General features: G+C 61.3%; 27 protein-coding genes. 6 read left to right on the top strand and 21 right to left on the bottom strand.

What is annotated here, in order from left to right:
* Positions 1–117: 117 nt before the first annotated feature.
* The 11 genes from pstA to yxiS all read right to left on the bottom strand — a co-directional run bounded on the left by pstA (position 118) and on the right by yxiS (position 10,787).
* Positions 118–1,026, bottom strand: a complete 909-nt coding sequence (gene pstA / locus ACSEXS_RS05670; protein WP_438432189.1) for a phosphate ABC transporter permease PstA — start codon at positions 1,024–1,026, stop codon at positions 118–120.
* Complete coding sequence (gene pstC, locus ACSEXS_RS05665) at positions 1,023–1,973, bottom strand: phosphate ABC transporter permease subunit PstC (protein WP_438432188.1); 951 nt, start codon at positions 1,971–1,973, stop codon at positions 1,023–1,025. The genes pstA and pstC overlap by 4 nt, the downstream gene beginning before the upstream one ends.
* A 91-nt stretch (positions 1,974–2,064) precedes the next feature.
* Positions 2,065–2,919 (bottom strand): phosphate ABC transporter substrate-binding protein, encoded by an 855-nt coding sequence (locus ACSEXS_RS05660; protein ID WP_438432187.1) that lies wholly within the window; start codon positions 2,917–2,919, stop codon positions 2,065–2,067.
* A 36-nt stretch (positions 2,920–2,955) separates the two neighbouring features.
* Positions 2,956–4,341, bottom strand: coding sequence for a hypothetical protein (locus ACSEXS_RS05655; RefSeq protein ID WP_438432186.1), 1,386 nt, complete (start codon positions 4,339–4,341; stop codon positions 2,956–2,958).
* Between the two features lie 222 nt (positions 4,342–4,563).
* A complete protein-coding gene (pyrB, locus tag ACSEXS_RS05650) occupies positions 4,564–5,490 on the bottom strand; it encodes an aspartate carbamoyltransferase (RefSeq protein WP_438432185.1) in 927 nt (308 codons plus the stop codon).
* 225 nt (positions 5,491–5,715) lie between these two features.
* Entirely contained in the window at positions 5,716–6,810 is a 1,095-nt protein-coding gene (locus ACSEXS_RS05645) for a lactonase family protein (protein WP_438432184.1), read from the bottom strand.
* Between the two features lie 79 nt (positions 6,811–6,889).
* On the bottom strand, positions 6,890–7,687 hold the full coding sequence (locus tag ACSEXS_RS05640) for an ABC transporter permease (RefSeq protein ID WP_438432183.1): 798 nt from the start codon (positions 7,685–7,687) through the stop codon (positions 6,890–6,892).
* Positions 7,688–7,691: 4 nt separating this feature from the next.
* On the bottom strand, positions 7,692–8,504 hold the full coding sequence (locus tag ACSEXS_RS05635) for an ABC transporter permease (protein WP_438432182.1): 813 nt from the start codon (positions 8,502–8,504) through the stop codon (positions 7,692–7,694).
* Positions 8,504–9,550, bottom strand: coding sequence for an ABC transporter ATP-binding protein (locus ACSEXS_RS05630; protein WP_438432181.1), 1,047 nt, complete (start codon positions 9,548–9,550; stop codon positions 8,504–8,506). The genes ACSEXS_RS05635 and ACSEXS_RS05630 overlap by 1 nt, the downstream gene beginning before the upstream one ends.
* Positions 9,551–9,621: 71 nt before the next feature.
* The gene (locus tag ACSEXS_RS05625) at positions 9,622–10,488 is read right to left on the bottom strand and encodes a DUF72 domain-containing protein (RefSeq protein WP_438432180.1); all 867 of its coding nucleotides are present in this window, start codon (positions 10,486–10,488) and stop codon (positions 9,622–9,624) included.
* Positions 10,485–10,787 carry a protein YxiS gene (yxiS, locus tag ACSEXS_RS05620; protein ID WP_438432179.1) on the bottom strand — a complete coding sequence of 101 codons (303 nt, stop codon included), beginning with the start codon at positions 10,785–10,787 and terminating at the stop codon, positions 10,485–10,487. The genes ACSEXS_RS05625 and yxiS overlap by 4 nt, the downstream gene beginning before the upstream one ends.
* 107 nt (positions 10,788–10,894) lie before the next feature.
* On the opposite strand from yxiS, the gene infC reads away from it, so the two are divergent.
* On the top strand, positions 10,895–11,368 hold the full coding sequence (gene infC, locus ACSEXS_RS05615) for a translation initiation factor IF-3 (RefSeq protein WP_438432178.1): 474 nt from the start codon (positions 10,895–10,897) through the stop codon (positions 11,366–11,368).
* Positions 11,369–11,466: 98 nt separating this feature from the next.
* Positions 11,467–11,652 carry a hypothetical protein gene (locus tag ACSEXS_RS05610; RefSeq protein ID WP_438432177.1) on the top strand — a complete coding sequence of 62 codons (186 nt, stop codon included), beginning with the start codon at positions 11,467–11,469 and terminating at the stop codon, positions 11,650–11,652.
* 21 nt (positions 11,653–11,673) lie between these two features.
* On the opposite strand, the gene ACSEXS_RS05605 is transcribed toward ACSEXS_RS05610, so the two are convergent.
* The 3 genes from ACSEXS_RS05605 to ACSEXS_RS05595 form a co-directional block, all read right to left on the bottom strand.
* The gene (locus ACSEXS_RS05605) at positions 11,674–11,952 is read right to left on the bottom strand and encodes a HesB/YadR/YfhF family protein (protein WP_438432176.1); all 279 of its coding nucleotides are present in this window, start codon (positions 11,950–11,952) and stop codon (positions 11,674–11,676) included.
* Positions 11,953–12,061: 109 nt separating this feature from the next.
* Positions 12,062–12,844, bottom strand: a complete 783-nt coding sequence (locus ACSEXS_RS05600) for an SDR family NAD(P)-dependent oxidoreductase (protein ID WP_438433096.1) — start codon at positions 12,842–12,844, stop codon at positions 12,062–12,064.
* Between the two features lie 179 nt (positions 12,845–13,023).
* Positions 13,024–13,281, bottom strand: coding sequence for a hypothetical protein (locus ACSEXS_RS05595; protein ID WP_438432175.1), 258 nt, complete (start codon positions 13,279–13,281; stop codon positions 13,024–13,026).
* Between the two features lie 13 nt (positions 13,282–13,294).
* On the opposite strand from ACSEXS_RS05595, the gene nagZ reads away from it, so the two are divergent.
* Entirely contained in the window at positions 13,295–14,308 is a 1,014-nt protein-coding gene (gene nagZ, locus ACSEXS_RS05590) for a beta-N-acetylhexosaminidase (RefSeq protein ID WP_438432174.1), read from the top strand.
* A 166-nt stretch (positions 14,309–14,474) separates the two neighbouring features.
* Here nagZ and ACSEXS_RS05585 read toward each other — a convergent pair whose 3' ends face one another.
* Positions 14,475–16,103: a glycoside hydrolase family 9 protein gene (locus ACSEXS_RS05585; RefSeq protein WP_438432173.1), complete on the bottom strand. Its 1,629-nt coding sequence runs from the start codon at positions 16,101–16,103 to the stop codon at positions 14,475–14,477.
* A gap of 222 nt (positions 16,104–16,325) precedes the next feature.
* Between ACSEXS_RS05585 and ACSEXS_RS05580 the strand changes: the two genes are divergently transcribed.
* Both ACSEXS_RS05580 and ACSEXS_RS05575 read left to right on the top strand, forming a co-directional pair.
* Entirely contained in the window at positions 16,326–17,279 is a 954-nt protein-coding gene (locus ACSEXS_RS05580; protein WP_438432172.1) for a glycoside hydrolase family 113, read from the top strand.
* A 29-nt stretch (positions 17,280–17,308) separates the two neighbouring features.
* A complete protein-coding gene (locus ACSEXS_RS05575) occupies positions 17,309–18,526 on the top strand; it encodes an AGE family epimerase/isomerase (protein WP_438432171.1) in 1,218 nt (405 codons plus the stop codon).
* 124 nt (positions 18,527–18,650) lie between these two features.
* Here ACSEXS_RS05575 and ACSEXS_RS05570 read toward each other — a convergent pair whose 3' ends face one another.
* From ACSEXS_RS05570 to ACSEXS_RS05555, 4 genes are all read right to left on the bottom strand, one after another.
* Positions 18,651–19,712, bottom strand: coding sequence for a LacI family DNA-binding transcriptional regulator (locus ACSEXS_RS05570; RefSeq protein WP_438432170.1), 1,062 nt, complete (start codon positions 19,710–19,712; stop codon positions 18,651–18,653).
* A 79-nt stretch (positions 19,713–19,791) separates the two neighbouring features.
* Complete coding sequence (locus tag ACSEXS_RS05565) at positions 19,792–21,033, bottom strand: extracellular solute-binding protein (RefSeq protein ID WP_438432169.1); 1,242 nt, start codon at positions 21,031–21,033, stop codon at positions 19,792–19,794.
* Positions 21,030–23,639 carry a putative bifunctional diguanylate cyclase/phosphodiesterase gene (locus ACSEXS_RS05560; RefSeq protein ID WP_438432168.1) on the bottom strand — a complete coding sequence of 870 codons (2,610 nt, stop codon included), beginning with the start codon at positions 23,637–23,639 and terminating at the stop codon, positions 21,030–21,032. Before ACSEXS_RS05560 ends, ACSEXS_RS05565 begins: the two co-directional genes overlap by 4 nt.
* A 188-nt stretch (positions 23,640–23,827) precedes the next feature.
* Positions 23,828–24,445 carry a hypothetical protein gene (locus ACSEXS_RS05555; RefSeq protein ID WP_438432167.1) on the bottom strand — a complete coding sequence of 206 codons (618 nt, stop codon included), beginning with the start codon at positions 24,443–24,445 and terminating at the stop codon, positions 23,828–23,830.
* A gap of 212 nt (positions 24,446–24,657) precedes the next feature.
* Here ACSEXS_RS05555 and ACSEXS_RS05550 point away from each other — a divergent pair, with 212 nt between their 5' ends.
* On the top strand, positions 24,658–25,173 hold the full coding sequence (locus ACSEXS_RS05550) for a hypothetical protein (protein ID WP_438432166.1): 516 nt from the start codon (positions 24,658–24,660) through the stop codon (positions 25,171–25,173).
* 129 nt (positions 25,174–25,302) lie between these two features.
* Here ACSEXS_RS05550 and ACSEXS_RS05545 read toward each other — a convergent pair whose 3' ends face one another.
* Together ACSEXS_RS05545 and ACSEXS_RS05540 are read right to left on the bottom strand one after the other, a co-directional pair.
* The gene (locus ACSEXS_RS05545; protein ID WP_438432165.1) at positions 25,303–25,899 is read right to left on the bottom strand and encodes a class I SAM-dependent methyltransferase; all 597 of its coding nucleotides are present in this window, start codon (positions 25,897–25,899) and stop codon (positions 25,303–25,305) included.
* Positions 25,900–25,922: 23 nt separating this feature from the next.
* Entirely contained in the window at positions 25,923–26,402 is a 480-nt protein-coding gene (locus tag ACSEXS_RS05540; protein ID WP_438432164.1) for a GNAT family N-acetyltransferase, read from the bottom strand.
* Positions 26,403–26,416: the final 14 nt, after the last annotated feature.

Below are 26,416 nucleotides of genomic sequence, written 5' to 3'. Positions count from 1 at the left end.
ATCCTTCCAAGATTACCGGAACCCCATGAACGCTGCTGTAATCCAGATCACTATTCGCGGATAACTCGGATCGAGCCTCCATAAAAAAAGCTTCCCTGCCGGGAAGCCGATTCGACTTTAGCGCGTTCTTCGCGCACGCAGCCAGAGAGGGAAACGAAATACCAGGTTGATCAATAGGACTACGACGACGAGGACGGCGGCGGACTTGTCGGCGATGTCCCGCGCATCGGGCACCAGCGCCTCCGATTGGACATACCAAAGGTGGACCGCCAGCGTCTCGCCCGGGGCCATCAGATGAAAATCCCACATCCGGCCGGAGGTGCTGAGGCCCGAGGTGAGGATAATCACAGCCGATTCCCCGAAGGCGCGGCCGGCGGTCAGCGATACGCCGGTAACGATGCCGCCGAGCGCGGCCGGAAGGACGACCCGTCCAATGCACTGGAATTTGGTCGAGCCGAGCGCATAGGCCGCATCCCGGTACTCTTGAGGAACGGCGTGCACCGCTTCCTCGGTAACCCGGGTCAGCACCGGCAGGTTGAGGAAGGCGAGCGTTACGGCCCCGCCGAGGATCGTCAGTCCGATATGAAAAGCTTCGACGAAGATGGCGATGCCGAGCAGCCCGAAGACGATCGAGGGAACCGAAGCCAGCCCCTCCACACACACGCGGAGAAATTCGGTGCTTTTTCCGGGCGGCGCATATTCGGCAAGATAGACCCCGGCTCCGATGCCGATGGGAATGGAGATCACGAGCGACAGGAACAGGATGTAGAACGAATTGAACAGCACCGGACCGATGCCGCCCCCCGTATCCAGCTCTTCCGGCATGTCAATCAGGAACGACCCGTCGATGCGGAACAGGCCATGCCCGACTATGGTGAAGAGCAGCCAGAGGATCAGCAGCAGGAGCAGCGAGCCGAGTGCCCAGAAGCAGGCGGTTGCGATCCGGTTCAATGCCCGAACGCGGCGGTTATGGCGTCTGCCGTTCAAGGTGCGGCGAACGGCGGACGATTGGGAAATCGGACTCACGCGGATTCCCCCCTCGAACGAATGGTGCGGAGCAGGACAATCAGCGCGAGGGCCAACAGCAGCAGCAGGAATGCCATCAGGTAGAGAGCTTGACTCCAGGTGGAATCGAACTCGACATTGGAAATCTGCATGACGATGTTGCTCGTCAGCACGGCCGTCGGCGTCACGAGGTCACGCGGCAGCTGGGCCGTGTTGCCGATGACCATCACCACCGCCATCGTCTCCCCGATGGCCCGGGCCATGCCGAGAATGACCGCCGACAGAATGCCTCGCGAAGCCGAGGGCACGATGACCTTGGCGATAACCTGCAAGCGGGTCGACCCGAGGGCGTAAGCCGCTTCGCGGTAGGACAGCGGCACGGCGGTCAAGGCATCGTCGCTGACCCGGCTCACCGTCGGCAGAATCATCAGCGACAGGACCAGCGCCGCCGCGAGCAGGCCGTCGCCGAGATTTTCGCCCGACGCCTGGCGGATCATCGGCAGCAGCACGGTGAGACCCAAGTAGCCGTAAACAACCGAAGGAATACCGACCAGAATATCGAGCATCGCCCGATAGAGCTTCTTCAGCCAATCCGGCGCGATTTCCGAGAGAAACACGGCGATTCCGACGGACACCGGAACGGCGATGACCAGGGTGAGCGCGGTCAGGAGCAAGGTGCCGATGATCAGCGAGCCCGCTCCAAAGCGGCCCTCCTCGGGAGTCCAATCCAGCGAGAGGAAAAAGTCGGCCGGCGACAGCGCCGTGAAGACCGACAAGCCGGTTTTGCCGACCAGGATCAAGACCAGGGCGAGCACAAAACAGAGGGAAAAGACGCTTAGCTTGACATAGCGGCCGAACCAGGCGTTCTTGCGGGCGGCGCGTTTCTTGCGCCGAAGCGAAGAGTGTCCGTCCATTCGGACTTGGGTCCGAAGAAGCGGAGAAGGAACAGCCTCGTGACGATGGCTCATGAATCAACGACCTCCATGGAAAGCGGCCGACCTGCTCGCTGCCAGGTCGGCCTGCCGTGGAATGATGGCGGAATGGTGCCTTCGAAAGCGATTATTTCATCGCCGAGATCGGGATGAATTTCAATTTTTTCAGGGAGCCCTCTTGGAAGGCCTTGCTCTGCACGTAGTCGATGAACGCCTTGGTCGCCCCGGTCGGCTGGCCCTTGGTCATGTAGTAGCCGTAGGACCAAACCTTGTAGCTGCCCTTAATGACATTGTCGGCGGTGGGTTCTACATCATTGATCTTGACGGCTTTAACGTCTCCGTTCACGTAAGTCAAGTCGATGTAGCCGATGGCGCCGGGAGTGGTGGCCACGTTGGTCTTCATGTCGCCGCTGGAGCCGACTTCCTTGTAATTCTTGTCCTTCTTGATCGTCTCCTTGCCGCCCAGCGCCTTGATCTGGAAGTTGACGCGGGTGCCGGAGCCGAAGGCGCGGTTGATGACGACGATGTCCGCGTCCTGGCCGCCGACCTGCTTCCAGTTGGTGATCGTGCCGGTGAAGATGCCTTGCAGCTGTTCGGTCGTGAGATTGCTGACGTTCACATTCTTATTGACGATCGCCGCAAACGGAATCACCGCTACCTTGTGGGCAACCTGGCCCGGAAAGGCTTTAAATCCGGGAACGTCGATACTGGCATCCCAGTCGCATGCTCCGATATCGGCGATTCCCTTGCTGACGGATTGCGGACCGGTCACGGAGCCTTTGCCGGAGGCTACGATGGATACCTTCGGGTTCAGCTTGACAAATTCTTTCTTGGCCTGCAGCGTCATCGGCAGGAGCGCCGTAGAGCCGTTGATGGTCACGCGGCCCTTGAGCGTCGATTTGGCTTCCGCCGTAACGGCGGCCGCGGTGGTGACGAGGGCCAGCGAGAGGGCGAGGATCGTTGCTTTCTTCAACCAATTCATGAACAATCACCTCATGGAATAATGTGGCCAAGCGGGTTATCGGGTTAAGCTGTCGATGCCGGCGGAGGTCACCAAGACCACCTTGCCGCCGTACAAGCCGAGCGTGCGTCCATCGGACGAGGCGAACAGGCCGGTGATGTCGTCTGTGAAGGAAAGGAGCGGCTTCGCGCTGCCGTCGGGCTGAACGAGCCGCAGCTCGGTCTGACCGTTCTTGTTCAGTCCGGCCACAAGCAGTTCGCCATCCGGCGTGAGGGACGCCTCTTCCGCGTCCAGCTCGGCTATGGCTTGAACCGTCTTGTCTGGAGCGGAGACCACTTGCAGGGATCCGGTCGGGCTGGCGGCGTCCGGGTCGGTGCTGATATAGGCCGCGCTGCCATCCTTCAGCCATTGCGGATACAGCTTATTCGTCTTGCCGGCGGCGAGAAGGACCGGCTTGGCGTCCTTGGCGTCGAGGGCGAATTGGACGAGTTGGGTACCGGCGCCGCTGAAATCGACGGTCAGCGAATCCTCGGTGCTGTTGCTGTCGTTCTTGGCTACGCCGGTCACGTTAACGATGTACAGCAGCTTCTTGCTGTCGGCGGAAACCCGCAGCTCGGATTTGAAATTGACCTTGTCGTCCAGCAGGGTGGCGATGGCGCCGGTGTCCAGCTTGAGGCGGGACAGCTTGTCCTGGTTGTCCCCCTGGATGAAGTAGACCGAGCTTCCGTCGGCGGACCAGACCAGCTCGGTCTTGACCGTCGTGTCGGAGGTGACGGTGCGGACGAGGCCGTTCTGCAGGTTAATCAGCTTGACAATGCCAGTCGAAGCGGTGTATATGCCGGACTTGCCATCCGGCGATACGGTCAGGCCCAGGGCATCCTCGTCCGATGTAAGAAGCTCCCCCTTCTTCGTTGCGGCGTCGATCACGTACAGCGATTTGTCGTCTTCGCGGACGGCCAAAATGCGGTTGCCGCTGATCCAGCGGGCGGAGGAAAACTCGCCGTCCAGAAGCCGGAAGCTGCGGATGACGGCGTTCTTGCCCTGCCCTTCTACGCTGCCGCCGAGGGCATCGACCAGCGAATTCAGCTCGGCATACACGACACCGCCGGCTTCGAACGGCGCTGCGGCGAATTGACGGGCCTCGCCGTCGACCGTATACGCCAGGGAACCGACCCTTATGTTCACCGTCGCCTCCGTGTTCAGCGCGATGCTACCGCCCGCGTATTCCGGCACGATGCCGAAGCTTGCAGCCAAGTCGCGGACCGAGACGAGGCTGACCCCTTTCACCTGCAGTGTGCGCAGCGCGGTTGCCTGGCTATCCACCGCGACCTGAAGGGCGACAGCGGCCGGATTCGTCGCGGCCGTTGCCGGAAGGGCCATGCCGGTGAGGCTGACCCCGCCCACCGTCAAGGCGAGCATTGCCTTTTGCCATTGTGGTTTCATCGTTTCACCCGTTCCTCCGAGATTGGTTATGTACCTTACTCTCTCATTCTGGCATCCGATTGTTTGTGGATGATTTTGGATTTGTTAAGGGATCGTTGATGGCATTTGAAGCTTTTGTTAATCCCGCCTGCAAAAAAAGGCTTCCCGCCATGGCCGAAGCCGGGCGGGAAGCCGGTGATTCCGAACGGGCCGCGCTGGGCGGCCGGCATTTTCAGATATGCTTTATTTTGCAGCGAGGCATTTCTCCACCAGCGCCATGCGGATGTACAGGCCGTTCTGGGCCTGACGGAAGTAGGCGGCGCGGGGATCGTCGTCGACCTCGACGGCGATTTCGCCGGCACGCGGCAGCGGGTGAAGGATGATGGCATCCTGGCGCATCTTGCCGAGGATGTCGCGGTTGATGATATAGCGGCCCTCCGCTTTGCGGTACTCCTCGACCGAAGGGAAACGCTCCTTCTGAATGCGGGTCTGATAGAGCACGTCGGCGGTCTGAAGCGCCTCGTCGAAATCCTCGGTCTCGCGGTAGGAGACGCCTTTTTCGTCCAGGAAGTGCTTGACGTACGACGGGATGCGGACATTCTCCGGCGAGACGAAGAGCAGCCGGATGTCCGGGTAATTGGCAAGCATATAGCTCAGCGAATGCACGGTCCGTCCATACGCGAGATCGCCGATCATGGCGATCGTCAGCCCCTCGATCCGGCCGCATTCCTTGCGGATGGAATACAAGTCGAGCAGCGCTTGCGTCGGGTGCTCTCCGGCTCCGTCGCCCGCGTTGATGATCGGCACGTCGGCCACCTTGGCCGCGCGTTCAGCGGCGCCGATATCGGTATGCCGCAGCACGATGAGGTCGCTGTATCCGGATACGATCCGAATCGTATCCTCCAGGGTTTCGCCTTTGATGGTCGACGAGAACTGGGCGGCGTTCTCCGTCCCGATCACCTTACCGCCAAGGCGGCTCATCGCCGATTCGAAGGACAGCCGCGTGCGGGTGCTGGCTTCAAAGAACAGCGTGGTCATGATTTTGCCCTGAAAGCGCGGGTCGGTGTTCCAGAGCTCGCGGTTTTCCAGGCGGCTTGCGGATTCGAACAGCTCCTCCAGCTCGGTCCGGTTGAACTGTTTTGCTCCGAGGATGTGGTAAAGCGCGGTCACAAGGATCTTCCTTTCTCTGACGAGGCTCGCGGGAAGCGGTGCGGCGGCAATGCATCTTTACCATCCTACCATTGATCCGCCGTTTTTCAAGAGGGGCTGACCGGAAAAGCGGAAGAGCCTGCCGAGCCGGGAGGGAATCGGAACGGCTGCCGACCCGGACCGTGGGCTTCACCGCTCCCGCCGTCGCTCTCGGTCCGTGCAGCGCGTCCTACAGCCGGGCTAAGCTTAGGCCCACTCGAGGCAGACGGGCTGCGGAATGCCCTCCAAGCGATGCGGCGTTCCCGTCAACCGGCCGGTATCGCGGTCGCGCTTCAACACGGTAACGGTGCCGGACCCTTGATTGGCCGACAGCAGCCACCGGCCGTCCGAGCAGATCGCAAAATTCCGCGGCGTCTGTCCGCCCGTCGGAACCGCCTCCACCGGCGACAGGGCCCCGTCCTCGAAGGCGACCGCAAACACCGCGATGCTGTCATGCCCGCGGTTCGAAGCGTAGAGAAAGCGGCCGTCCGGCGAAAGGTGCAGGTCGGCGGCATCGTTATGCCCTTCGAATTCGGCGGGGAGCAGGGATAGAGCCTCCCCTTCCGGCGTCAGCTTCCCAGTGGCAGCGTCGGCGCGGAAGCGAACGACCGTCGAATCGAGCTCCTGGACCGAATACGCGACCGACAGCCGCGGATGCAGGACAAGATGCCGCGGCCCCGAGCCCGGTTGAAGGAATGCGGACGAGGCCTTCTGCAGCACGACCGTCCCGTTGTCTCCGGCAGCCGCTTCCGGCCGGTAGGTGCGAATCCGGTCGGTACCGAGATCCGGTACGTGGAGGAAGCGTCCGTCCGCGCTCCAGTTCACCGAGTGCGGATGCGGCGCTTCCTGCCGGTCGGTACGCGGGCCGGTTCCCTCTTCCTCCGCCCGGCCGACCGGCTCGCCGATCCGGCCATCGGCGTCGAGCGGGTACAGGGTGATGCCGCCCCGCATGTAATTGGCGGCCGCCAGCAGGGTGCCGTGGGGATTCGGCCGCAGGTGGCAAGGCGAATCGCCGCCGCTCGGCCTCCGTCCGAGAAGCTCCAGGCGGTTGTCCTCCCGGCGGTACCGGAAGGCCGCCACCTCGCCGTCGCGCCCCGCCGCTTCGCTCACGGCATACAACACCGAGCGGGCCGCGTCATAATGCAGGAACGAGGGGCGTTCCAACCCGGAAACGCCGCCGATCCGGGTCAGCTCTCCGGTGGCCGCGTCGAATCGGGCGATGTGGATGCCCGTCTCCGCTTCGCCGGCATAGGTTCCGATGAAGAGGACCCTGTCCTGGACTTGGTTCTGTGCTTGCTGCATAACGGCACCTCCGATGGGCCGCCGCTTCGGGCGGCGGATGATGGCGAGCTCAAGTCCGGCAGCCTTCCTCCGGCACGCTCTAATTGCCTACACTCTCATACTTGCGCAAGCCGATTCGCAGAATCAGGAAGGCCAAGGCGATACAGTAGGCGGCTACGGCGGGGGCGCCCAAGGCGATCCACTTCCAGCCGTCCTTATCGAACAGATACGCCGCCGGGAAAAAACTGACAAACGCGAACGGAACCACCAAGGCGATGAGCACCTTGAAGCCCGCCGCGAAGATCGTAAGCGGGTATTTGGCGAAGTCGCTGAGGTTGTGAATCATCAGCGGAAAAGAATTCCCTGCGTTCTTGATCCAGAAACCGGCGCAATTGGCCGCAAGGTTGATCGACACGCGAATCACAATCGCGCAGACGATCAGCAGCAGGCCCAGCGCGGCCTTGCCGGCGGTCCAGTCCAGGTGGCTGTGAACCCCCGCCTGAATCATGATGACCAGACCGAGCAGAATGTTGCCCGCTCCGTTCATTCCGATGCCGGTGGTGAAGATTTGCAGCACCGGCGAGAGCGGTCTTACCAGGTAGCGGTCCAGCTCGCCCATGTTGACGAGTCGGCCGATCCGCCACGTGCCTTCAAAGAACAGCGAACCGACCCCTTCGGTAAAAAAGATCATCGCATAGATGAAAGCCACTTCCCAGAAGCCCCAGCCGTTGATATCGGGAATCCGCTCAAACACCACCCACAGGAACACGAAACCGAGCAGCTGCTGAAGGGCGGCGGCGATGAGCAGAATAAGAAAGTCGGCTTGGTATTCCAGAATCGCCCGGAGCTGAGCCGAGAACAACCGGCGGTACAAAAACAACGATCGGCGCAATCTCACTTCCTCACCCCCCGTGAATGGTAATCTGGCGAATGGCCCGCTTCCACAGCAGCTTACCGGCCAGCCACAGCAGAACGGCCCAACCGAGCTGCAAGGCCACCATGCCAAGCGCATCGGCGCCCGTCAAGCTGCCGAGCGCGAGGCTTGCCGGCGTGTGGATGATGCTTTGGAACGGCAGCGCATAGGCGATGCGCTCCAGCCAGCCGGGAAAGAAGGCCAGCGGAACCAGCGCGCCGGACAGCAGATTCGTCACGGCCTGCCGGGCCCAGATCAACCCCATCGAGCCCGTCGTCCAGAAGCACAACAGAGCGGTGAGGTAGACGATGCCGAATTTGACCAGAAGCGAGGAAAACAGGCTGACCGCAAACAGAACCGCCGTCCCGCCGTCCATGTTTAATTGGACGTCCATCACGGCGAGGCCGATGACGGCGACCATAACGGCCCCGACGACCCCCTCGATGACGCAGGAACCGAGGGTTTCGGCGAAGCGCGCCTTCTGAAAATCCATCGGCTTCAGCAGGTCGATGGCGACGCTTCCATCCATGATCTTGCCGGCGATGCGGGATTCGGAATAATAGGACAGGAGCGAGTTGGCGATGAAGGTAACCGCCAGATACGCCTTCATTTCCTCCCAGGTAAAACCGGCCAGCACCGGCCTTCCGGCATAAATGGCCTTCCAAAGGTAGTACATCGAGAACAAACCGATCCAGCCCGCCAACAAATTCATAAAATAGGACAGGCGGTAGGAAATCGAATTCTGTATGCTGCGGGCGGCCATGGAGACGTATTTCTTTCCCTTGCGCAACCGGATCGGCATCAGGAGACCCCCTTAGCCGCCTGCGCCAGATCAATCTCGCCGGCATACACCCGCCGGATGATCTGCTCGATGCTCGGCTCGTCGATCCGGAAGTCGACGATTTCCGCCGCCCGGAGCACGGCCCCGGCTACATCGCCCGCCGAGATGAGAAACCGGTCGAACGCAACGGCGGCCTGTTTGCCGCCGCTTTCGATCGCCCGGCGGTCGGCCTCCCCGAGAGATACGCCGGGAAGCCGGCCGAGAACCTCGGTCAGGCCGGGAGCGGGCTCCTTCAGCTGCACGTGAAGCACCCGCTCCCGGGCAAACGCGTCCTTGACCGCCTGCAATTCGCCGTCGTAAATGATTCGCCCTTTGTCGATGATGACGAGCCGGCGGCACAGATCCTCGATGTCGCCCAGATCGTGCGTCGTCAGCATGATGGTGGTCCGGTGCTCCCGGTTGATGTGCTTGATGAATCCGCGGATCTTCTCCTTGACGGCGACATCGAGCCCGATCGTCGGCTCGTCCAGGTAGACGATCTCCGGGTTGTGCAGGAGCGCCGCCGCCAGATCGGCGCGCATCCGCTGACCGAGCGACAGCTTGCGCCCGGACAGGTGAATGTAATCGTTCAGATCCAGCAGTTCGGTGAAGATTGCGAGGTTCTCCCGATAGACCGGCTCCGGAATCTCGTAGATATCGCGGATCAGCGAGAAGGACTCCGATACCGGAATGTCCCACCAGAGCTGGGTTCGCTGGCCGAACACCGCCCCGATCTTCTGTGCGTTACGAATCCGATCCTTGTGCGGATCGAGCCCGTCGATCCGGACCGACCCCGAGGTGGGAACGAGAATGCCGGTCAGCATCTTGAGGGTCGTCGATTTCCCCGCTCCGTTCGGTCCGACGTAGGCGACCGCCTCGCCCTGCTCAATGGTAAGATTAATGCGGTCTACCGCCAGCTTATCCCGGTACTGCTGAGTAAACAGATGCTGGACCGCCCCCTTCAACCCCGGCTTCTTGATGGCCTGCCGGAATTCCTTGCTGAGTTCCCTGACTTCGATTTGACTCATCTGCGACCTCGCTCTTTTCGCCTCTCCCTATTCTTCGGCTGCGGTTCATGCTGTTACGGGGAAACTTCCGTTTATGGGGTATCATCTTGAAATAAGTCCAATTGCCGGGGTGCCATGCCCGATTGGGTTTCTTCTTGGGGCAGCAGGTCCATCAGCTCCAAGGCGTTATCCGCCGCGTCGCCGCCGGAATTGTTGTTGAAGACCACGCAGACCTCCCGGCACTGCTCCCTCAGAGCGAGCAGGCGATCCCGCCATTCCGTCAGCTCTTCCGGGCTGTAGCGGTACAAGTACCGCACCTCCCGCCAGTTGGCGTCCGAGCTCTGCGTCCAGCCGGCGGCGTTGCGCCCGTGCAGCCGAACCAGCGTAAGCTCGGGGCTTGTGGCTTCCAACACCGTCGGCACAGATCCGGGCGGAACCTGCGGTTCGTCGCAGACGGTGTGAATCCAGCCTTCCTCCCGCAGGAAGTCCAGCGTCTTCTGCCGGAACTCCTCGCTGAACCAGCTCTGATGGCGAAACTCCAGCGCGCAGGGAAGCTTCCCCATCCGCACGCGGACGTCGCGCAGACGGGCTACATTTTCCCGGGTGCAGTCGAACCACGGCGGGTACTGGAACAGCACGCAGGAGAGCCTTCCTGCCTCGACAACCGGTGCAACCGATTCCAAAAAAGCGGCATACATGTCATCGTCGTTCGTAAAATACGGTTTTCCGCGCAGATGGCCGGTTATCCCCTGATAAGCCTTGACGACGAAGTGGAATCCCTCCGGTGTCTCCTCCAGCCACTTTACGTAGTTCTTGACCGGCTGCACCGCATAGAAGGCACTGTCCACCTCGACGACGGGAAAATGGGTGGCGTACTCCCGGAGCTTGTCCTTGGCCGGTATCTTGCGCGCATGCAAGCTGTCATGATCTCCCCAGCCGGTTAAGCCCACCCGGATCATCGCGGCTTCCTCCGGGCGATCTCCTCGCTCACCACAAACGCCAGGTCGGCGTTGTCGTAGAGCGACAACACGTTCAGCAGCGTATCGTCGTCGACCTCTCCGGCTTCCTCCTTCGGCACCGTCAGCTCCAGCGCATGGGCCAGCGCCGGGTTCGCGAGCTGTCCGGGATATGCCCTGCCGTACAGATCCAGGGGGTCCAACCCCCGGTTGACGCACCACTGGGCGAACACCAGAATCATCATTTCTTCATCCTGCCGGTAGCGGCGGATCACCTCCGCCTCCATCTCCTTGCGGTCCATCGCCGTCTCTCCTCTCTGTCGGCAACGCCCTTCACGGGGTAAAATTGCCATTCGGGTATCAAGCGGGTAATATGGTGTAATTATATCGAAACTGCGGAGGTTATCCAATGATCGCTGGGGAAAAAATCAAGGCGAAGGAAGTTCGCCTGTTCGGTCTTGATGGAGAAGAGCTGGGGATCGTTCCGACGCAGGAAGCGCTGGAGCTGGCGCGAAAGCAAAAGGCCGAGCTCGTCTGCACCTCGCTTCTGGAAAGCCCGCCTCCCTGCCGGTTGGTCGGCAAGGGCAAGGCCCACGAGCTTCAGCAAGCGGCCCGGCCGGCGCGAAAAGCCAAGGTGAAGGAATTGCGGCTGACGCCGCAGATCGAAGCGCATGACCTTGACACCAAGCGGCAGCAGGCCGAGCGGATTCTGTCCGGCGGCGACAGCGTGCTCATCACGGTGAAGCTCGGCGGCAAGGAAGGCCCGGCGGCCCGCGCCTTGTGCGAAGAGCTGATCCGCGAGTTGAAGCCCATCGGCCGGCCCCGGACCGGCGTGCAGGTCAGCGGCAAGCAAGCCGCCGTGCAGATCGATCCGCTTCCCTGACAGCGCAGTTCTTAAACGCGAAGAAACCTTCTTCCCCGCAAGCGAAAAGCTCGGGTGAAGAAGGCTTGCTTCAAGGCTCAATGAAAGGAGGAAGTGCTATGCGGACCGAAGATCAAATCAAGCGCAAGCTTCTTGAGCTGATTCAGCAACGGCAATCCCTCAACGAGCGGCAGAAAGAAGCCGCCGATCCCTCCCGCTTCGCTTCGGAGCTGGAGCGGCTGGACGACCGTATCCTCCTGCTGGAGTGGGTGCTTAACGCGCCGTCGGGAACTTACCACCTGTAACCTTTCGCCCGCCGCGCACGTCTACTGCTTGTTGAAGACGATGCCGTCTTCGGCGCTGTCGATGGTGAGGTTCTGGCCGTTCATGTACCAGACGTCGTTTTGCTCCATAAAAAAATGCAGTTGGTCCTTCTCTACGGCGACTCCCGGAAAGTTCGGGTTGTCCCGGGTTACGCCAAAGGCGAAATTGTCTTCGCCGCCCTCGCCGTTGTACCGGACGAACACGCGGACATGGTCGCCGTCCTGATAGCCCCATTCGCTTTTGAACAAGTTTGCCGCCGAGGGGGTAACCTCAAGCTTCATATTCCTCACTCCTGTCTCGCGGCGCAGCCGCTGGAATGAGGTTAGCTTGCCCATAAACACATCGGCGTAGCCTCCCGGCTGATAGAGCTCTATCCCGGCGGGCATGCTGTCAAAGAGCGGGAGCCTTGCCTCCGTCCACATTGACCGCCGTCCCGGTGACATAGGAAGCGGCCGGCGAGGCCAGGAAGACAATCACCCGGGCCGCCTCCTCCGTCTCTCCGATCCGTCCAAGCGGAATCTGGTGCTGCGGCAGGGTGGAGAATTGCTCCCAGGTTAGCTCGGGGGCCGCTTGCTTCCAGCGCTTCTCGATCTGCTCACTGCGAATTTGGCCGATGCAGACGCTGTTCACCCGGATATTGTCCTTGGCCAGGTCATGGCTCATCGCTTTGGTCAGCGCAAGTCCCGCAGCGCGGCTCACCGTGGTGGGCAAGGATGCGGCCGGCGGGGTCTTGGCTCCCGAGGTAGTGATGTTGACGATTGCTCCGCCCCCCGCTTCGCGCAGGTAAGGAAGCGCCGCCTGGGAGAAGCGGATCGCCGCCAACAGCTTCAGGTCCAGATCGGCCTGCCATTTCTCGGCGCCGACGGTTTCAAACGGCGCGGCGGCCGAGGTGCCCGCGTTATTGACGAGGATATCCAGCCGGCCGAAGGCCTCGACCGCTCGCGAGACGACGCGTTCGCCGTCCTCCGGGCGGGTCACGTCCGCCGGTACGGCCAACACGTCGCCCCCCGTCTCTTGGCGAATTTGCTCGGCGGCGGCGTTCAGTTCTTCCTCGCGGCGGGCGCACAGCACGACCCGCGCTCCTTCCGCGGCCAGCAAGCGGGCGGCTGCAAAGCCAATCCCCTTGCTGGAGCCGGTAATGACGGCAACTTTGCCCGTTAAGCCCATATCCATGTTCGATTCGGCTCCCTTCTTGATCGGTTTCTTCACCAGGATAGCATGGCCGCCGGACGAAAACATCTTCTACCCGAAAGAAGGCTTCCCATGAACCGTTTCTCTCCGATTTCCCGCGGAACCCGCCGGTATGCTTGGAGTTTGGCCCTATTAACGGCTGCTCTTGCCGCGACCGGCTGTCAATTTCCCGGTTCGCAGGCAGGCAGCTCGGCATCCCCGGCTCCCTCCGCGTCCGCGTCCGTTGCCGCAACCCGGAGCCCAAGCCCGGCAGTGTCTCCCTCCGAGGCCATTTCCGCTTCTCCCGAAACCTCGGCAAGCGCAGCTCCCACCCCGCCGGCAACGCCGTCGCCTTCGACCGTTCCGTCGGATGAGGCGGCGGCCGCGGTAAGCAAGATGTCCACAGCGGAAAAGATCGGCCAGCTCGTCGTCGTTGGCATGGAAGGCACCTCCATGGATGCCGCCACCCGCCGCATGATCGAAGAGCGGCACGTCGGCGGAATCATTTTCTTCAAGCCGAATCTGCAGAATTCGTCCCAGATGCTAAGCCTGTCCAATCAGTTGAAAAAAGCCAATCGCGATAACCCGCTGCCCCTGTGGCTAAGCCTTGACGAGGAAGGCGGGCGGGTCAACCGGCTGCCGGACGAATTCGCCAAGCTGCCGACCAATCTGAAGATCGGCAAAGCGAACAGCACCGCCTTCTCCAAGCAAATCGGCGGCAAGATCGGCGAAGTGCTGCACGGTTTCGGCTACAACCTGAACTTTGCGCCGGTGCTGGACGTCAACAGCAATCCCGATAACCCGGTTATCGGCGACCGGTCCTTCAGCAGCTCGCCCTCCCGGGTCGGAACGCTCGGCGTTGCCACCCTGCAGGGGCTGGCGGAGCAGCAGGTCATTCCGGTCGTCAAGCACTTTCCCGGCCACGGCGATACATCCGTCGATTCCCACATCGGCCTGCCGGTCGTGAATTATGGCAGAGACCGCCTCGACCAGATTGAGCTGGTGCCGTTCAAGAAGGCGGTCCAAGCGGGAGCCGATGCCGTCATGGTGGCGCATATTCTGCTGCCGAAGTTCGACGACACCTATCCGGCTTCGTTCTCCAAAGCGATCATCGGCGGCATGCTGCGCAAAGACCTCGGTTTTCAGGGGGTGGTGTTCACCGATGACATGACCATGGGCGCCGTCGCCGAGCATTACGACCTGGGGGACGCAGCCGTGCGGTCTATACTGGCCGGCGGCGACGTGGTGCTGGTCTGTCATGACGATGCCAAGGAGCAGGCCGTTCTCGATGCGCTCACCCAGGCCGTGAAGGACGGCCGCATCACCGCCGAGCGGCTGAACGAGAGCGTCGAACGGATCGCCCGGCTCAAGCTGAAGTATGGCCTCACCGACAAGCCGGCGCCCGGCGCCGACGCCGTCGCCTTCAATCAGGGAGTAGCATCGCTTCTGAAGCGCTACCTGCCCTAAATCAACGAATTGAAAAGAAGCTGTCCCTCCGTCATTTATGATGACTTGGGGAACAGCTTCTTTTTTTTGCACAGATGCGGCTAAATCTAGGCTGGATACGGCGTACATACGGAATCGGAGCAGTCCGCAATCGTTGGTCTGTTTTCAACCGATGGAAAATGTTCGATTACTCCCCGGCAAAAGCGAAGAACGAAGTGACAAAGACCGCGGGGGAGTTCCAATAGATGGTGATCTCGTTCATGGAATAGCTCAGCTCATGATCCTCGAAGCTCGCCGCGGGAGCCCGTCCGGCCAGATGCTTGCGGGCATAGTCGTCCTGCAGCCCCGGATTCGCGCCACCCGACACCATGCCGGGGACGGCCTCCTCGATCCCGTCTCCCACACCCGGACGGTAATGGGGGCGGCGGAGCGGCTTGGTCCCGAAGCCCGTTACATAGGACTGGCCCACAACGTTTCGGCCCAGAAGATAATGGAGCTGCTCGAGCGCCGTTTGCCGGAACCGGCGGTTGGCGTCTTCGCGGTAGGCGACGAGCAGATGCTGGGCGCGGTTCAGGAGCTCCATGTTGCTGCCCCAGTTGTAATCCCGGGCCTCCAGGACGACACCGAAGCCGTCCCGCTCGGCGATCTCTTGGTACTCTTCGGCCTTCGCCAGCCAAATCTCCCGCAGGCGGTTGCGCAGGCCGGTGTCGACGAGACTCCGCTCCGTGCGGAGATACGCGATGGTGCCGTAGCCGCCTACGCGCGCCCAGCCCAGCTCGCACAGATCGACCTCGCCCTTCTCCACCGTATCCCGGATGGCGCGGTGGAATTCCTCGCGCCCGGTCGTGCGGAAGAGCTCGGCTGCCGCCCAGTAGCGTTCGTCGGCGTCGCTGACGTCTCCGTATTCGCCGGTGAACACCCCCGGCGGGTTATGAAACAGCAGGCCTTCCGGATGTTGAAGCAGCCAGGACCAGGCCGCTTCGGCGGACGTGAGGCAGCGGGCGGCGAAGTCGGCGTCCCAAGGCCGGTAGACTCTTGCCGCCAGCGCCATGACCGCCGCCAGCGTGCCGGTAGCCGTGGAGGAGATCGGCGACAGCACCAAGGGGCCCGTATCGTCCTCAGGCATGACATCCAAACCGCAGAAGTGGTACGTCGTCACCTTGTGATAGGCGCCGCCGTCCGTTTCCTGCATCTTCAGCAGGAAGTCCAGCTCGTACTTGCATTCGTGCAGCACGTCCGGCATCGTCCCCTCCGCCGATTCCGGCAGCGGGAGGCGCTTGGCGAACGCCTGCGGGTTGTATTCGTACGCGAGCAGCAGGTCCGCGACCGCCACCGCTCCGGCCAGCGTATAGCGGCCGTAATCCCCGGCGTCGTGCCAGCCTCCGCTCACCTCGCGGGTCTCCTTGCTGCCATAGACTTCGGCGCGGGTAAGGTGGCACGGTTCGTGGGTCCAGGGCGCGGCATACGGAGCGCTCAGCTCCGTGCCGCAGCGCAGATAGTAGAAGGCTTTAAGCAGCCCCTGATGCAGATCGTCATAGACCCCATCGCCGATGACCAGCTCCGCATCTTCGCTTAAACCCGCTGCCCGTATCCGGTAGCGGCCGGGCTCGTGTAGATCGCTGAAATCGCCTTTGCCCGCTTCGACGCCGCTCGCTTCGTCGGCTATGGCCGGCGAGGTGGTTCCGCGCAAGACCGGCTCTCCGTCTTTCTGGCGGACAACCTCGAAGGGCCGAGACGCCCCCGTGAGAATAAAGCGCTTACGTTCCATGGGCAAGTACCCCAATTGGTCCAGATAAAGCCGAATCTCGTTCGCCATCTTGATCTCCCCGTCTCGAATGGAGCCAAACCGCAAGTCCCGCCGCGAATGAAAGATACCAGCCTGCCTCAGAATAAAGAGCGGGGCTTTTTCGCGGATTTGGGTCCATTTCTCGTGTTGTTATATACTTCTTACTCTGTTATGCTAACTTTATCCGAAACATAGTCTTTTTTCAATGCCAGTCCACACCGAAAGATCCGAACCGAAGGAAGGGATAACAGCATGAATCAACCGACTGGATCTTTTAAAGCGGGAATGACATGGGGATGGGACGGACACCGCGGCGATTGGAGTACGCCGCTCGCCGAACGGTCGCTCGCCGCGATGGCGGAGGAGCTTGACATCAATTGGGTCACGCTCGCCTTCGGCGCTCTCCAGGACACGCCCCAATCGACACGCATCCACTTTGACAGCGCTCCCACCGTTGCCGACGAAGAAGTTCGACGCGCTATCCGTCAAGCCAAGGGATTGGACCTGCACGTCTGCCTGAAGCCGGTGGTGAACGTCAAGAACGGCACCTGGCGCGCCCATATCAACTTTTTCGATATCGACGTCCCTTGCGAGCCCAAATGGTCGGATTGGTTCCGCACCTATACGGATTTCATCCTCCATTATGCCCGGATCGCCGAAGAAGAAGGCTGCGACCTCTACTGCATCGGCTGCGAGATGGTCTCGACCGACCGGCGGGAAGCCGAATGGCGCGAGCTGATCGCCCGCGTGCGGGAAGTCTTCCACGGGCCGATCACCTATAATTGCGACAAGTACCAGGAAGGCCAAGTCAAATGGTGGGACGCCGTCGACTTCATCTCCTCCAGCGGCTATTACCCTGTGGATGCTTGGGAGGAAAACCTCGACCGGATCGAGCGCGTCGTCCAGGCGTACGGCAAGCCGTTTTTCTTCATGGAGGCGGGCTGCATGAGTCGCGTTGGCTCCGAGTTCGTTCCCAATGACTGGTCGCTCACGGGCCAGCCCTCGCAGGAAGCCCAAGACGCCTTCTACCGTGCCATGTTCGCCGCTTGCGAGAAGCGTCCGTGGGTGGAGGGCTATATGCTCTGGGATTGGCCGGCCAAGCTGGAGGACGCGGCTGAGGCTGCCGATAAGGGAGATTATTATGTGAACGGCAAGAAAGCCGCCGCCACCATCCGCAGCCATTACCGCAAGCAATTGAACAAATGAACAAGCAATCAAGCCAAGGAGGAACTGCCATGACCGCTGAACTTAAGACTACCCTGCTCCCGCAAATTGAAAAAGAACTTAAGGACAACATCCTGTCCTTCTGGATCAATCACACGATCGATGAAGCCCACGGCGGCTTCCTTGGAGAAATCCGCCACGACCTGACGGTGGTCGAGGACGCCGAAAAGAGCCTCGTGCTGAACGCCCGCATTCTCTGGACCTTCTCGTCCGCTTACCGCTTGTATCCCGATCCGGTCTACAAGCAGACCGCCGAGCGGGCGCTCAAGTTCCTGCTGGAGAAGTTCCTGGACCCGGAATACGGCGGCCTCTACTGGAGCGTTAAAGCCGACGGCACCCCGGGCAGCGAGAAGAAGCAGGTCTACGGACAAGCCTTCGCCATCTATGCGCTCGCCGAGTGGTTCCGCATCACCAAGGATAAGGCTGCGCTGGACGAAGCCGTGAAGCTGTTCGAGCTTCTTGAGAAGCATGCCTATGATCCGGTCAACAAAGGCTATGTGGAAGCTCTCGCCCGCGACTGGCAGAAGACGGACGAGCTGAGCCTGAGCGGCAAGGACATGAACGAGCCCAAGTCGATGAATACCCACCTGCACGTACTTGAAGGCTACACCAACCTCTACCGTGTATGGCCTTCCGAATCGCTGCGCCGTTCCCTCAAGGAACTGATTGAGGTTACTCTTCGTTATATCGTCGACGACAACACGGGCCACTTCCTGCTGTTCTTCGACGACGAATGGCACGTGAAGGGCGGCCACGTCTCCTATGGCCACGACATCGAAGGCAGCTGGCTGCTCGTCGAAGCGGCCGAGGTGCTGGGCGACGAGGAATTGACCGAGCAGGTGAAGAAGGTCGCCGTGCACATGGCCGAAGCGACCTTGAAGGAAGGCGTCGACCAGGACGGCGGCATCTGGAACGAAGCGGACAACAAGGGCAATCTCCTCGACGCCGGCAAGGATTGGTGGCCGCAGGCCGAAGCGATGGTCGGCTTCTACAACGCCTATCAGATGACGCAGGATGAGCGTTACCTGAACGCAGCCGTCCATTCCTGGGAATTCATCGATCGGCACATCTCCGACCACGTCAACGGCGAATGGTACTGGGGATTGTCCGCCGAGGGCCAGCCGATCATCAGCCAGTCCAAGGTGAGCGCCTGGAAATGCCCTTACCACAATTCCCGCGCCTGCATGGAAATGATCGAACGCTTGACCCGCGAGCCCGCTCACTCTTGATTCCCGTTCGCCGCTAACGCTCGCATTGCCAGCTTAATAAGCAGCCCCGGTTCGTCCGTCTAGGCGGAAGAACCGGGGCTTTTTTGAGTTGGGTGATTGATGCAAGCTTGAGGCGGCTGAATGATCAGCCGCGCGTCCATTCGCGGATGGAGCCGCGATAGACGATCTCGCCCGCGAGCAAAACCTTCTCCTGCGGTTCCGCAGACGTCTGAATCCGGTCCATGAGCTGACGGACCGCCCGACGTCCCAGCGTCTCCTTCGGTACGTGAACGGTGGTCAGCGGCGGATTCGACCAAGCGGAATCGTCGATGTTGTCGAAGCCGGTCACCGACATTTCATCGGGAACGCTCACCCCGAGCTTGGTCAACGCCTCCATGGCGCCGAGCGCGATGGAATCGTTGGCGCAGACGAGCGCAGTCGGCAGCGCGCCCTCCGCTTGCTTCTTCTCCAGCCAAGGGAGCAGTTGCTCGGAATAATGGTCGACTCCCTCCAGGCTGTGGCTGCCGTACGGCTCGTCGCCGAGCGCTAGGCCCGCTTCTTCCATGGCGGCGCGAAACCCGGCGAACCGGTCCAGAAAGCTGCGGGAGAAGCCGATGTCGCCGACAAACTGCAGGTTCCGGTGACCGATGGCGATCAGGTGGCGCGCCAGCCGGTTCATGCTGTCAAAGTTGTTCAGGAACAGCGTGTCCGCGGGGATCAGCGAATCCTCATGGTCCACCAATACCATCGGCAGGCCCAAACGGTGAATTTCCAGCAGAACGGCCGAGGAGATGACGCCGACGCCGATCATGCCGAGGATGCCGTCCAGGTTGAGGACATTTTGAAGCGTCTCCACGTTCTGTTCGGCCACGATCACCATGCTGTAGCCGTATTCCGACAGGCAAGCGGAGATGCCGTCCACGATCTTGCCCCAATAGGTGGAATCCATGGTTTGATAACGAACATTCGGCATGAGGACGAGAACGGAATGCCGGCCCGACTGCGGCTTGGGCGCTTTGTCATCCCTCTTCGCCCGCAAGCGGCCGGCGCTCGGCTGGGTGAAGTAGCCCAGCTGAGCGGCTGCCTCGAGCACCCGTTCTTTGGCCCCGGTGCTGACGCCGCCTTTGCCCGAGAGCGCCTTCGAAACGACAAACTTGGATACCCCAAGATGATCTGCGATTTGCTGCATCGTTACTTTCTTCGTCATAATCCCACTCCAACCGTCTGAACGGAAACTTTTTAAACTTTATTATAGCATGTCCGCCGGTCCACTCACCATCCCGGTTTTATCGGGACGATTGGCGAAGGACGGCAAACAGCGAGTGCAGGTCCGTGCCGATCTCGCCCAGGGTATGGGCATAGGCGGTGGCGACCGCCTGCGTCGGGGTCTTGCTGCCGTCAAACAGGTAGTCGAGGACGGTCGCCCGCCAGATTTGATCCGCCCGCCGGTCCAGCGGGGTCGGCCATGTGTCCGGAAAGCGGGAGCACCATACCCCGGCTTTGCTGCCAATCGCGCTTCCCGCGGCTTTCTCCCGCTCCAGCCACGCCTTGGCAAACGCCCACGCTTCCGCGGGATGGCTTCCGCTCCGGGGAATGGCGAACAGCAGCGAGTCGCTCGCCCCATATGTTCCCATCGGCAGCCGCGTCATCCGCCATTCGTTTCCGAAGACGGGATCGGTTTGGCGCAGCCCTTCCAGCTTCCATTCCGGTCCGTACAGCATGGCGATCTTTCCCTCTCGAACCAGCTCCGGCGTCGAATCGACGGAGCGCTCGGCGCTCATTCCGTTCCGGGAGGCGTCCCGGACCGCTCCCAGCTTCTTCACCAAGTCGGCGGAGCTGCGGACGAACGAGCCGTCGTCGCGGAAATAGCCCTGCCCGGTCATCAGGAAATCCAGGCCGTCCGTTTTCCATTCCTGTGTCCGGATGCCCTTGTGGGCCAGCTTGGTGCCGAGCCCGAGCCAACGCTCGGGGTCCTCCAGGTAATCCCCCAAAACTTCCGGATCAGAGGGAAACCCATTCGCCGCAAGCAGATCCGCCCGGTATAAGGTGACCTTGGCAAACAGGCCCAACGGAAAGGCAACCAGCCGGTTACGGTCCATCGATTTGTAAGGATTGAGCGATAGGCCGGGAAACAGGTTCGCGTAAGAGAACGCGCCGTAAGCGGCACCGCCTAAATCCTCAAAGAGATCAAGTCCCCGCAGCTCGCCCAGCATGCCTTCGTCAAACAGCACCAGATCGGGCGGACGCTCTTCGGTGAGCGCATCGAGATAAGCGGCGGCATCGTTCTTGTTGACATAGACCCAGGCAATGTTCTGCGTGGAGGCGAGCGTCGTTAATTCTTCCCGCCAGACCTTCGGAATATCGCTGGGAACCAACACCTTCAGGACAGGGGGCTCGCCGCTTGCGATACCCGCAGCGGACGGCGAAGCAACGGGCTTGATCGGGCTATCCGTCGCCAGCGGACTCGAACAGCCGGATAGAAGGATGATGAGCAGCACAACCAGCAAGCCGTGCAATCGATGTTTCATGCCTCCTCCTTCCAGCCGGCCGGTCGCGCGACGAAAACCTGCGCCGCAATTCGGTCTGCGGGCAGCGGATAACTGAAATAGTAGCCCTGCTGCTCCAGACAGCCCAGCTCGGCGAGCGTGACCGACTCCCGGCCCGTTTCCACGCCTTCGGCGATGACGCTCCATTTGCGGGACTCGGCCAGCGATACGATCGTGCGCACGATCGAGAGGTTGTCCGGATCGTCGGGCAGCCCCCGCACGAACGACTGATCGATCTTGAACCCGTCCACCGGCAGGGATTTGAGCATGCCGAGCGACGAATAGCCGGTGCCGAAATCGTCGATCCATATCCGCACGCCCAGTTCCTTTAAGGCGTGCAGCTCCTCCATCACCTTGCCGACGTGGTCCACCACCACCGCTTCGGTGATTTCCAGCTCCAAGAGCCCGGGGGACAAGCCGGTCGAAGCGAGAACCCGGCGCACCAGCTCCGCCACCGAGCCTTGCTGAAACTGGCTCGGCGACAGGTTAACCGCAACGCGGAACGGCTCCGCGGCCGCCTCCGCCCACTCCCGGTTTTGCCGGCACGCCTCCTTCAAGGTCCATTCGCCGATCGTCTTGATCAAGCCGCTGCGTTCGGCGACCGGGATGAACTTGGACGGCGGGATGGCCCCGAGCTCGGGATGGTTCCAGCGAAGCAGCGCTTCGACCGAGCGCACCGCTCCGCTCTCCGCGTCCACGATCGGCTGATAATACAGCGTCAGCTGGTTGCGCGCCAGCGCCTTACGCAGCTCGAATTCCAGCAGCATCTGCTCCGACATCGTCTGCGACTGGCTGCTGGCATGATAGCAGAAGGCATTGCCGCCCGAGTCCTTCGCGTCGTACATCGCCGAATCGGCTTTCTTCAATAGCTCGTCGAGCTCCCATTCCCCCTGGCCCTCGGTCAGGCTGATTCCGATGCTCGCCGATACGTAGAGCTCGTGGCCTTCGACGACGAACGGCCGGTTCAGCTCGCCGAGCAGACATTCCGCGACGGAGGCCGGAGCCGATTCCTCGAGGTACTCGGCGACGACGACGAACTCATCCCCGCCGAGGCGGGCGATGAACGCGCCTTCCGGCAAAGCGGCGGACAACCGCTCGCCCACTTCCCGCAGCAGAGCGTCGCCGATGCCGTGTCCGAGCGTGTCGTTGATCTGCTTGAACCGGTCGAGGTCGATGAACAGAACGGCTAGCTGCTGCTCCTCCCGCTCCTCCCGGCTCTTCAGCGTTAATCGGAGATGCTCGGTAAAATGCCGCCGGTTCGGCAGCCCGGTCAGCGTGTCGTAATACGCCATCTGCCAGGAATCGTCGAGCATGGTGGCAAGCTGTGAGGACACGGAGCGGAAGTTGCCGATGAGCGAATGCACCTCCTCGATCCGGGAATGCGGCCATTCGATCTTGGAGCGGGATTTCAGCCGGCGCGGAATATTCTCCGTGCTGGCCGCAAGCTGGCGGATCGTGGTCAAGAAGAATTTGTGCATCAAATACGCGAAGACGCCGAGCATGAGCACGAGCAGCGACAAGCTTTTGAGCTGAGCCGTGTATAAGCCGAATACATCCGGACTGAACTTGGTCAGCGGGACCTTGACATACAGCTCATTGCGGCCCAGATCGGCGGAATACACATAACCGTTCTGGTTCCAGCTCGTGTCTCCGGGGGGCAGCGGCGAAAGGTCCGGCTTCCAGGAATACAGGGCGGCAGACAGCTTCCTCCACTGCCCCGAGCGAAGCCAGCCCGGCTCTTCGTCCCTGCTCGGAAAGGAGAACAAGCAGGCTCCCTTGGAATCGACCAGCGCCCATTCGTAATCGGCGGACATGGAGGCGCTGCGGATCAGCTCGCGGAGATCGGCGTAGGTAAGCAGGCTGCGCAGCTCGATTCCCCTCCGCTGTTCGGCCGACCAGCCGTTGAACGCCTCTTCGATGGTATGCGAGGAACCGGCCGCCTCGCCGCCGACCTGGTTCAATATATTCTGTTCGAGCGTATGGCTGCTGTTCAACAGATAAATGAAGCCGGAGGCGAAGATGCAGGCGAAGGTGATCTGCTGCAGCAGCTTGCCCAGCCGCACCTTGCCGCCGAACTTCACCGGGGTGCGGGTCCGCCAACGGGACAGCGAAAGATACGTAAACAGCAGATCGGCGAGAAGCGCGTTCATGAGGCCGCTGAGCAGCGGGACGAGCAGGGACAACGCCATTTCCGTGGAAAAGAGCTGCCCGCTGACGCGCAGCCAAATCCCGAGGAAGGGAAGCCCCAGCAGCAGCCAGAACAGCAGATCCCCGAAGAAGAACTCCTTGCGCCTCGATTTGCCGCAGAAGAAAAGGACAAGGAGGGTTTCCGTTCCGTGCAGCAGGAGGCCGACGGAGGGGCCGAACAGGAAATAGCCGGCCGTTTGGACAGCGAGCGCCTGGAGAATCGACCAGAGCGGGCCGTACAAGCGTCCGGATATGTAAAGAAACACCGATGCGAAGATGAATTCGAGGCCGAACAGCAGCCGGACCGGCAGACCGTATCCGAGCAGAGCCGCCGCACCCAGCAGGACGAACAAAGCGATCCTGCCCACACGTGCCGATTTTGGAAAGATCAACGATCCCACGAGCTCCCATCCCATTACCGTAAAAAAGTGTCGAACACTACCGTATTCGACAAGTGGGATGTTTTTCCTGCCTGACGCGGGGCCATCCCTGCCGAAATCGGAAAAGACCGCTTGGCTCTCCCGAATATCGGAAGCCAAGCGGCCTATGACGCATACAGAGGCGAAGCAAAGTCGGCGGAGGCCGAAGGCTACTGGACCCCGGCGGCCGCTTGCTCGGCGAGAATCCGGTTGAGCGATTCGATCACCGGCTCCGAGGGGTCGCGGTTCAAGAGGTATAAGGTGAATAGAAAGGCGATGGGCAGCGCGGTCGTATTCGGTCCTTCTTTGAATTCGGGAAGACCCGCTTCCAGAACCGGGCCGACCTCGGGATTCATCGACACCTCGAGGTGGACCTGGCGGCCGGCGAATTCCTCGCCGATGCCGCGGGCGCAAGCCGGCAGCACTTGCTGCTCCACAAAGGTCTTGCTCTCCTCCTCGGACTTCGGCTGTTCCGGCAGCGGCCGGCTGACTCCCTCGCGGACCATATCCACAAAGAAAGAGGACAGCCAAAGATCGGGACGGGGATTATTCTGAACCGTACGCGCCACTTCCCCGATCAGGAAGCCGCATGAATAGGATTGGCCGTTCAGTTTAAGCGTGTAGAGAAACAACGGTCCGAAGATCGGGTGCTCGCCGACCTGGCCTTCCACGGTAGAGCCTTCAAAGCTCTGCTGAAGCAGGTTTTTGCAATGACCGAGCAAAGCGCCGATGGCTTCCGCCTTTTCCTGATCGGTCGCCTGCGGGGTTTCGTTTTCCTTTTGAGACATGGCTGAATTCCTCCTTGTCCACCATTCTACCACGAATCCGGTTTCAAGCAGAACCCTCCCTTGGGCCGGACAACGTTTTTTTCCCCAAGAAAGTGAAACATTTCGGCTTCCCGCAACGTTATGTAGAATAGAATATGGTTAGCGCCGCGCGAGACGGGGTAAGAATGAGCAAAGACCGTGATTCGCAAGCGGACTCGAAGGGGAGAAGCAAGATGAAGAGAAACGGACGCGCAAAACGATGGGTTTACGGAGCCGCAGCGGTAATTCTGCTGGTATCGGCCGTGTCGACGGCCCAAGCGGTCGGCAAGCGTTCGCCGGCGGGTTCGACGCCGGAAAGCACGGTGACGGTGATGATCTCCTCCCTGGAGAGCAAGGACGGCAAACTGGTCTTGACCGGCGATCCGATCGACTGGTATTTCGGCAAGGAAGCCGACCGCGTATTCGCCGAGCGCGACCCGGAAGGCGCCAAGGAAATCGGCGGTGCGCCCGACGGCTACTACATCGTCAACGACGACAAGACGCTGGAAAGCTACGAAGTCAGTCCCGAAGCCGAGGTGCTGATGCAGCTTTATCGCCCCGATGCCATTCAGTGGAACGAGAAGATCGAGCTCTCCGAGTTCACCCGACTGCTTCAGGACAAAGCCGACTTCGATCAGAGCGCCTTTCCCTACCACCTGACTCTGAAGGACGGGAAAATCGTGAAGATCGTTCAGCAGTACACCCCTTAATTCAGGAACCGTGAAGGTAAAAAGCGACCGAAAACCAGCAAGGCCCTCCGGCAGCCGTCAAGGCTGACCGGGAGGGCCTTTTTTGAAGTTTGAGAAATTTCACTCGCTGGAACGGATAAGCCTTCCGCTTCACGCTTTGCGAAACAGAAGAGAATAATAAGCGTCGCCCCAAGCGCGGCCGCCGGTCACAGCCGCACCCGCCGCTTCCAGCAGACAGACCATGTCCGGCCGAAACACCCGGTGGCCTTCCTTGCCGTCGGGACGCGGCTCGGCCCACTCGACGATCAAGCCGACTCCGGAAGGCTTTAGCACCCGGACCAGCTCACCCACCCCCTCGCCGGGCTCGTCCAGAATATGCAGGACGAGCGAGGCCAGGACCGCGTCCACGGCAGCGTCGTCCAGCGGAAGCCGTTCCGCCCGCCCCTCCAGCACCCGAACATTGGCGATCCCCCTGCTGCGCACCCGGCTCTCCAGAACTTCCTGCATGAGCGGGTCGGCGTCCACCGCGTAGACCGTCCCACTTGTGCGCATGGAGGCGGGCAGGGTCAAATATCCGCCTCCCGCTCCCAGGTCGAGCACGGCGGCCGCCTCTTCCAGCGGAAGCTCCGCGAGCAGTTCCTCCGGCGGAAGCTGTCTGCGGCGGTCGTCCGACTCCAACCGGCGAAGCCGCTCCCTCGCCGCCTCGCTCAGCTTGTCCTGTTCCGGTTTGTTCCGGTTCTCGGCCATTTGGCTCCTCGCTCCCTTGCGCTCTATTCGGTCAAGTTCCGCTTCATCAGGACCCGGGCAATTCGATTGCCCTGCCAATCGTCCGTTTTGCCCACCTCGTACGGAAGGAAGCCCATCCGCCGGTAGAACAGCATCGCCCGGGCGTTCGTGCTGTGGCAGACGAGGTGAAGCTCCTTCAGCCGAAAGGCTTCCCTCCCCTGCTTCATCATATGGCCGAGCAGCTCGGCGGAAGCGCCGCTGGCCCGGGCGGCCGGGCTCACGATCACGTTGCCCAGCCAGGCCGACTCGCCCTCCGCTACGTCGTACATCGAACAATAGCCCGCAAGTTCCCCCTGCCGCTCCATGACGATGGCCAGCTCCCGTTCGAGGGAAGCCCGGTAGAGCTCCTCCGGCTTTAACGGCCAGGTGCCTCGCGGGAACATGTAGTAGGCTTCTTGCTCGTTTTGCGGAAGCGCGGCGATCGCCGTGAAATCCTCCTCCAGGGCTTGCCGGAACGTATACATGATGTCGATTGTCC

It is taken from the genome of Gorillibacterium terrae (assembly GCF_051594785.1).
Lineage (GTDB): Bacteria > Bacillota > Bacilli > Paenibacillales > NBRC-103111 > Gorillibacterium.
The sequence above is the reverse complement of the archived record's forward strand: the minus strand, read 5'-3'. Positions and strand labels throughout refer to the sequence as shown.

Coding starts and splice junctions, on each gene's coding strand:
- ACSEXS_RS05585 (WP_438432173.1), bottom strand. CDS start 16,103: ATGGCGAACGAGATTCGGCTTTATCTGGACCAATTGGGGTACTTGCCC.
- ACSEXS_RS05645 (WP_438432184.1), bottom strand. CDS start 6,810: ATGCAGCAAGCACAGAACCAAGTCCAGGACAGGGTCCTCTTCATCGGA.
- ACSEXS_RS05555 (WP_438432167.1), bottom strand. CDS start 24,445: ATGTCTCAAAAGGAAAACGAAACCCCGCAGGCGACCGATCAGGAAAAG.
- pstC (WP_438432188.1), bottom strand. CDS start 1,973: ATGAGCCATCGTCACGAGGCTGTTCCTTCTCCGCTTCTTCGGACCCAA.
- ACSEXS_RS05610 (WP_438432177.1), top strand. CDS start 11,467: ATGCGGACCGAAGATCAAATCAAGCGCAAGCTTCTTGAGCTGATTCAG.
- ACSEXS_RS05625 (WP_438432180.1), bottom strand. CDS start 10,488: ATGATCCGGGTGGGCTTAACCGGCTGGGGAGATCATGACAGCTTGCAT.
- nagZ (WP_438432174.1), top strand. CDS start 13,295: ATGGATGCCGCCACCCGCCGCATGATCGAAGAGCGGCACGTCGGCGGA.
- ACSEXS_RS05660 (WP_438432187.1), bottom strand. CDS start 2,919: ATGAATTGGTTGAAGAAAGCAACGATCCTCGCCCTCTCGCTGGCCCTC.
- ACSEXS_RS05545 (WP_438432165.1), bottom strand. CDS start 25,899: ATGGCCGAGAACCGGAACAAACCGGAACAGGACAAGCTGAGCGAGGCG.
- ACSEXS_RS05540 (WP_438432164.1), bottom strand. CDS start 26,402: ATGTATACGTTCCGGCAAGCCCTGGAGGAGGATTTCACGGCGATCGCC.
- infC (WP_438432178.1), top strand. CDS start 10,895: ATGATCGCTGGGGAAAAAATCAAGGCGAAGGAAGTTCGCCTGTTCGGT.
- ACSEXS_RS05575 (WP_438432171.1), top strand. CDS start 17,309: ATGACCGCTGAACTTAAGACTACCCTGCTCCCGCAAATTGAAAAAGAA.
- ACSEXS_RS05635 (WP_438432182.1), bottom strand. CDS start 8,504: ATGCCGATCCGGTTGCGCAAGGGAAAGAAATACGTCTCCATGGCCGCC.
- ACSEXS_RS05655 (WP_438432186.1), bottom strand. CDS start 4,341: ATGAAACCACAATGGCAAAAGGCAATGCTCGCCTTGACGGTGGGCGGG.
- ACSEXS_RS05580 (WP_438432172.1), top strand. CDS start 16,326: ATGAATCAACCGACTGGATCTTTTAAAGCGGGAATGACATGGGGATGG.
- ACSEXS_RS05600 (WP_438433096.1), bottom strand. CDS start 12,844: ATGGATATGGGCTTAACGGGCAAAGTTGCCGTCATTACCGGCTCCAGC.
- ACSEXS_RS05550 (WP_438432166.1), top strand. CDS start 24,658: ATGAAGAGAAACGGACGCGCAAAACGATGGGTTTACGGAGCCGCAGCG.
- ACSEXS_RS05565 (WP_438432169.1), bottom strand. CDS start 21,033: ATGAAACATCGATTGCACGGCTTGCTGGTTGTGCTGCTCATCATCCTT.
- ACSEXS_RS05570 (WP_438432170.1), bottom strand. CDS start 19,712: ATGACGAAGAAAGTAACGATGCAGCAAATCGCAGATCATCTTGGGGTA.
- ACSEXS_RS05605 (WP_438432176.1), bottom strand. CDS start 11,952: ATGAAGCTTGAGGTTACCCCCTCGGCGGCAAACTTGTTCAAAAGCGAA.
- ACSEXS_RS05595 (WP_438432175.1), bottom strand. CDS start 13,281: ATGCCAACGACGACGAGCTGGCCGATCTTTTCCGCTGTGGACATCTTG.
- yxiS (WP_438432179.1), bottom strand. CDS start 10,787: ATGGACCGCAAGGAGATGGAGGCGGAGGTGATCCGCCGCTACCGGCAG.
- ACSEXS_RS05630 (WP_438432181.1), bottom strand. CDS start 9,550: ATGAGTCAAATCGAAGTCAGGGAACTCAGCAAGGAATTCCGGCAGGCC.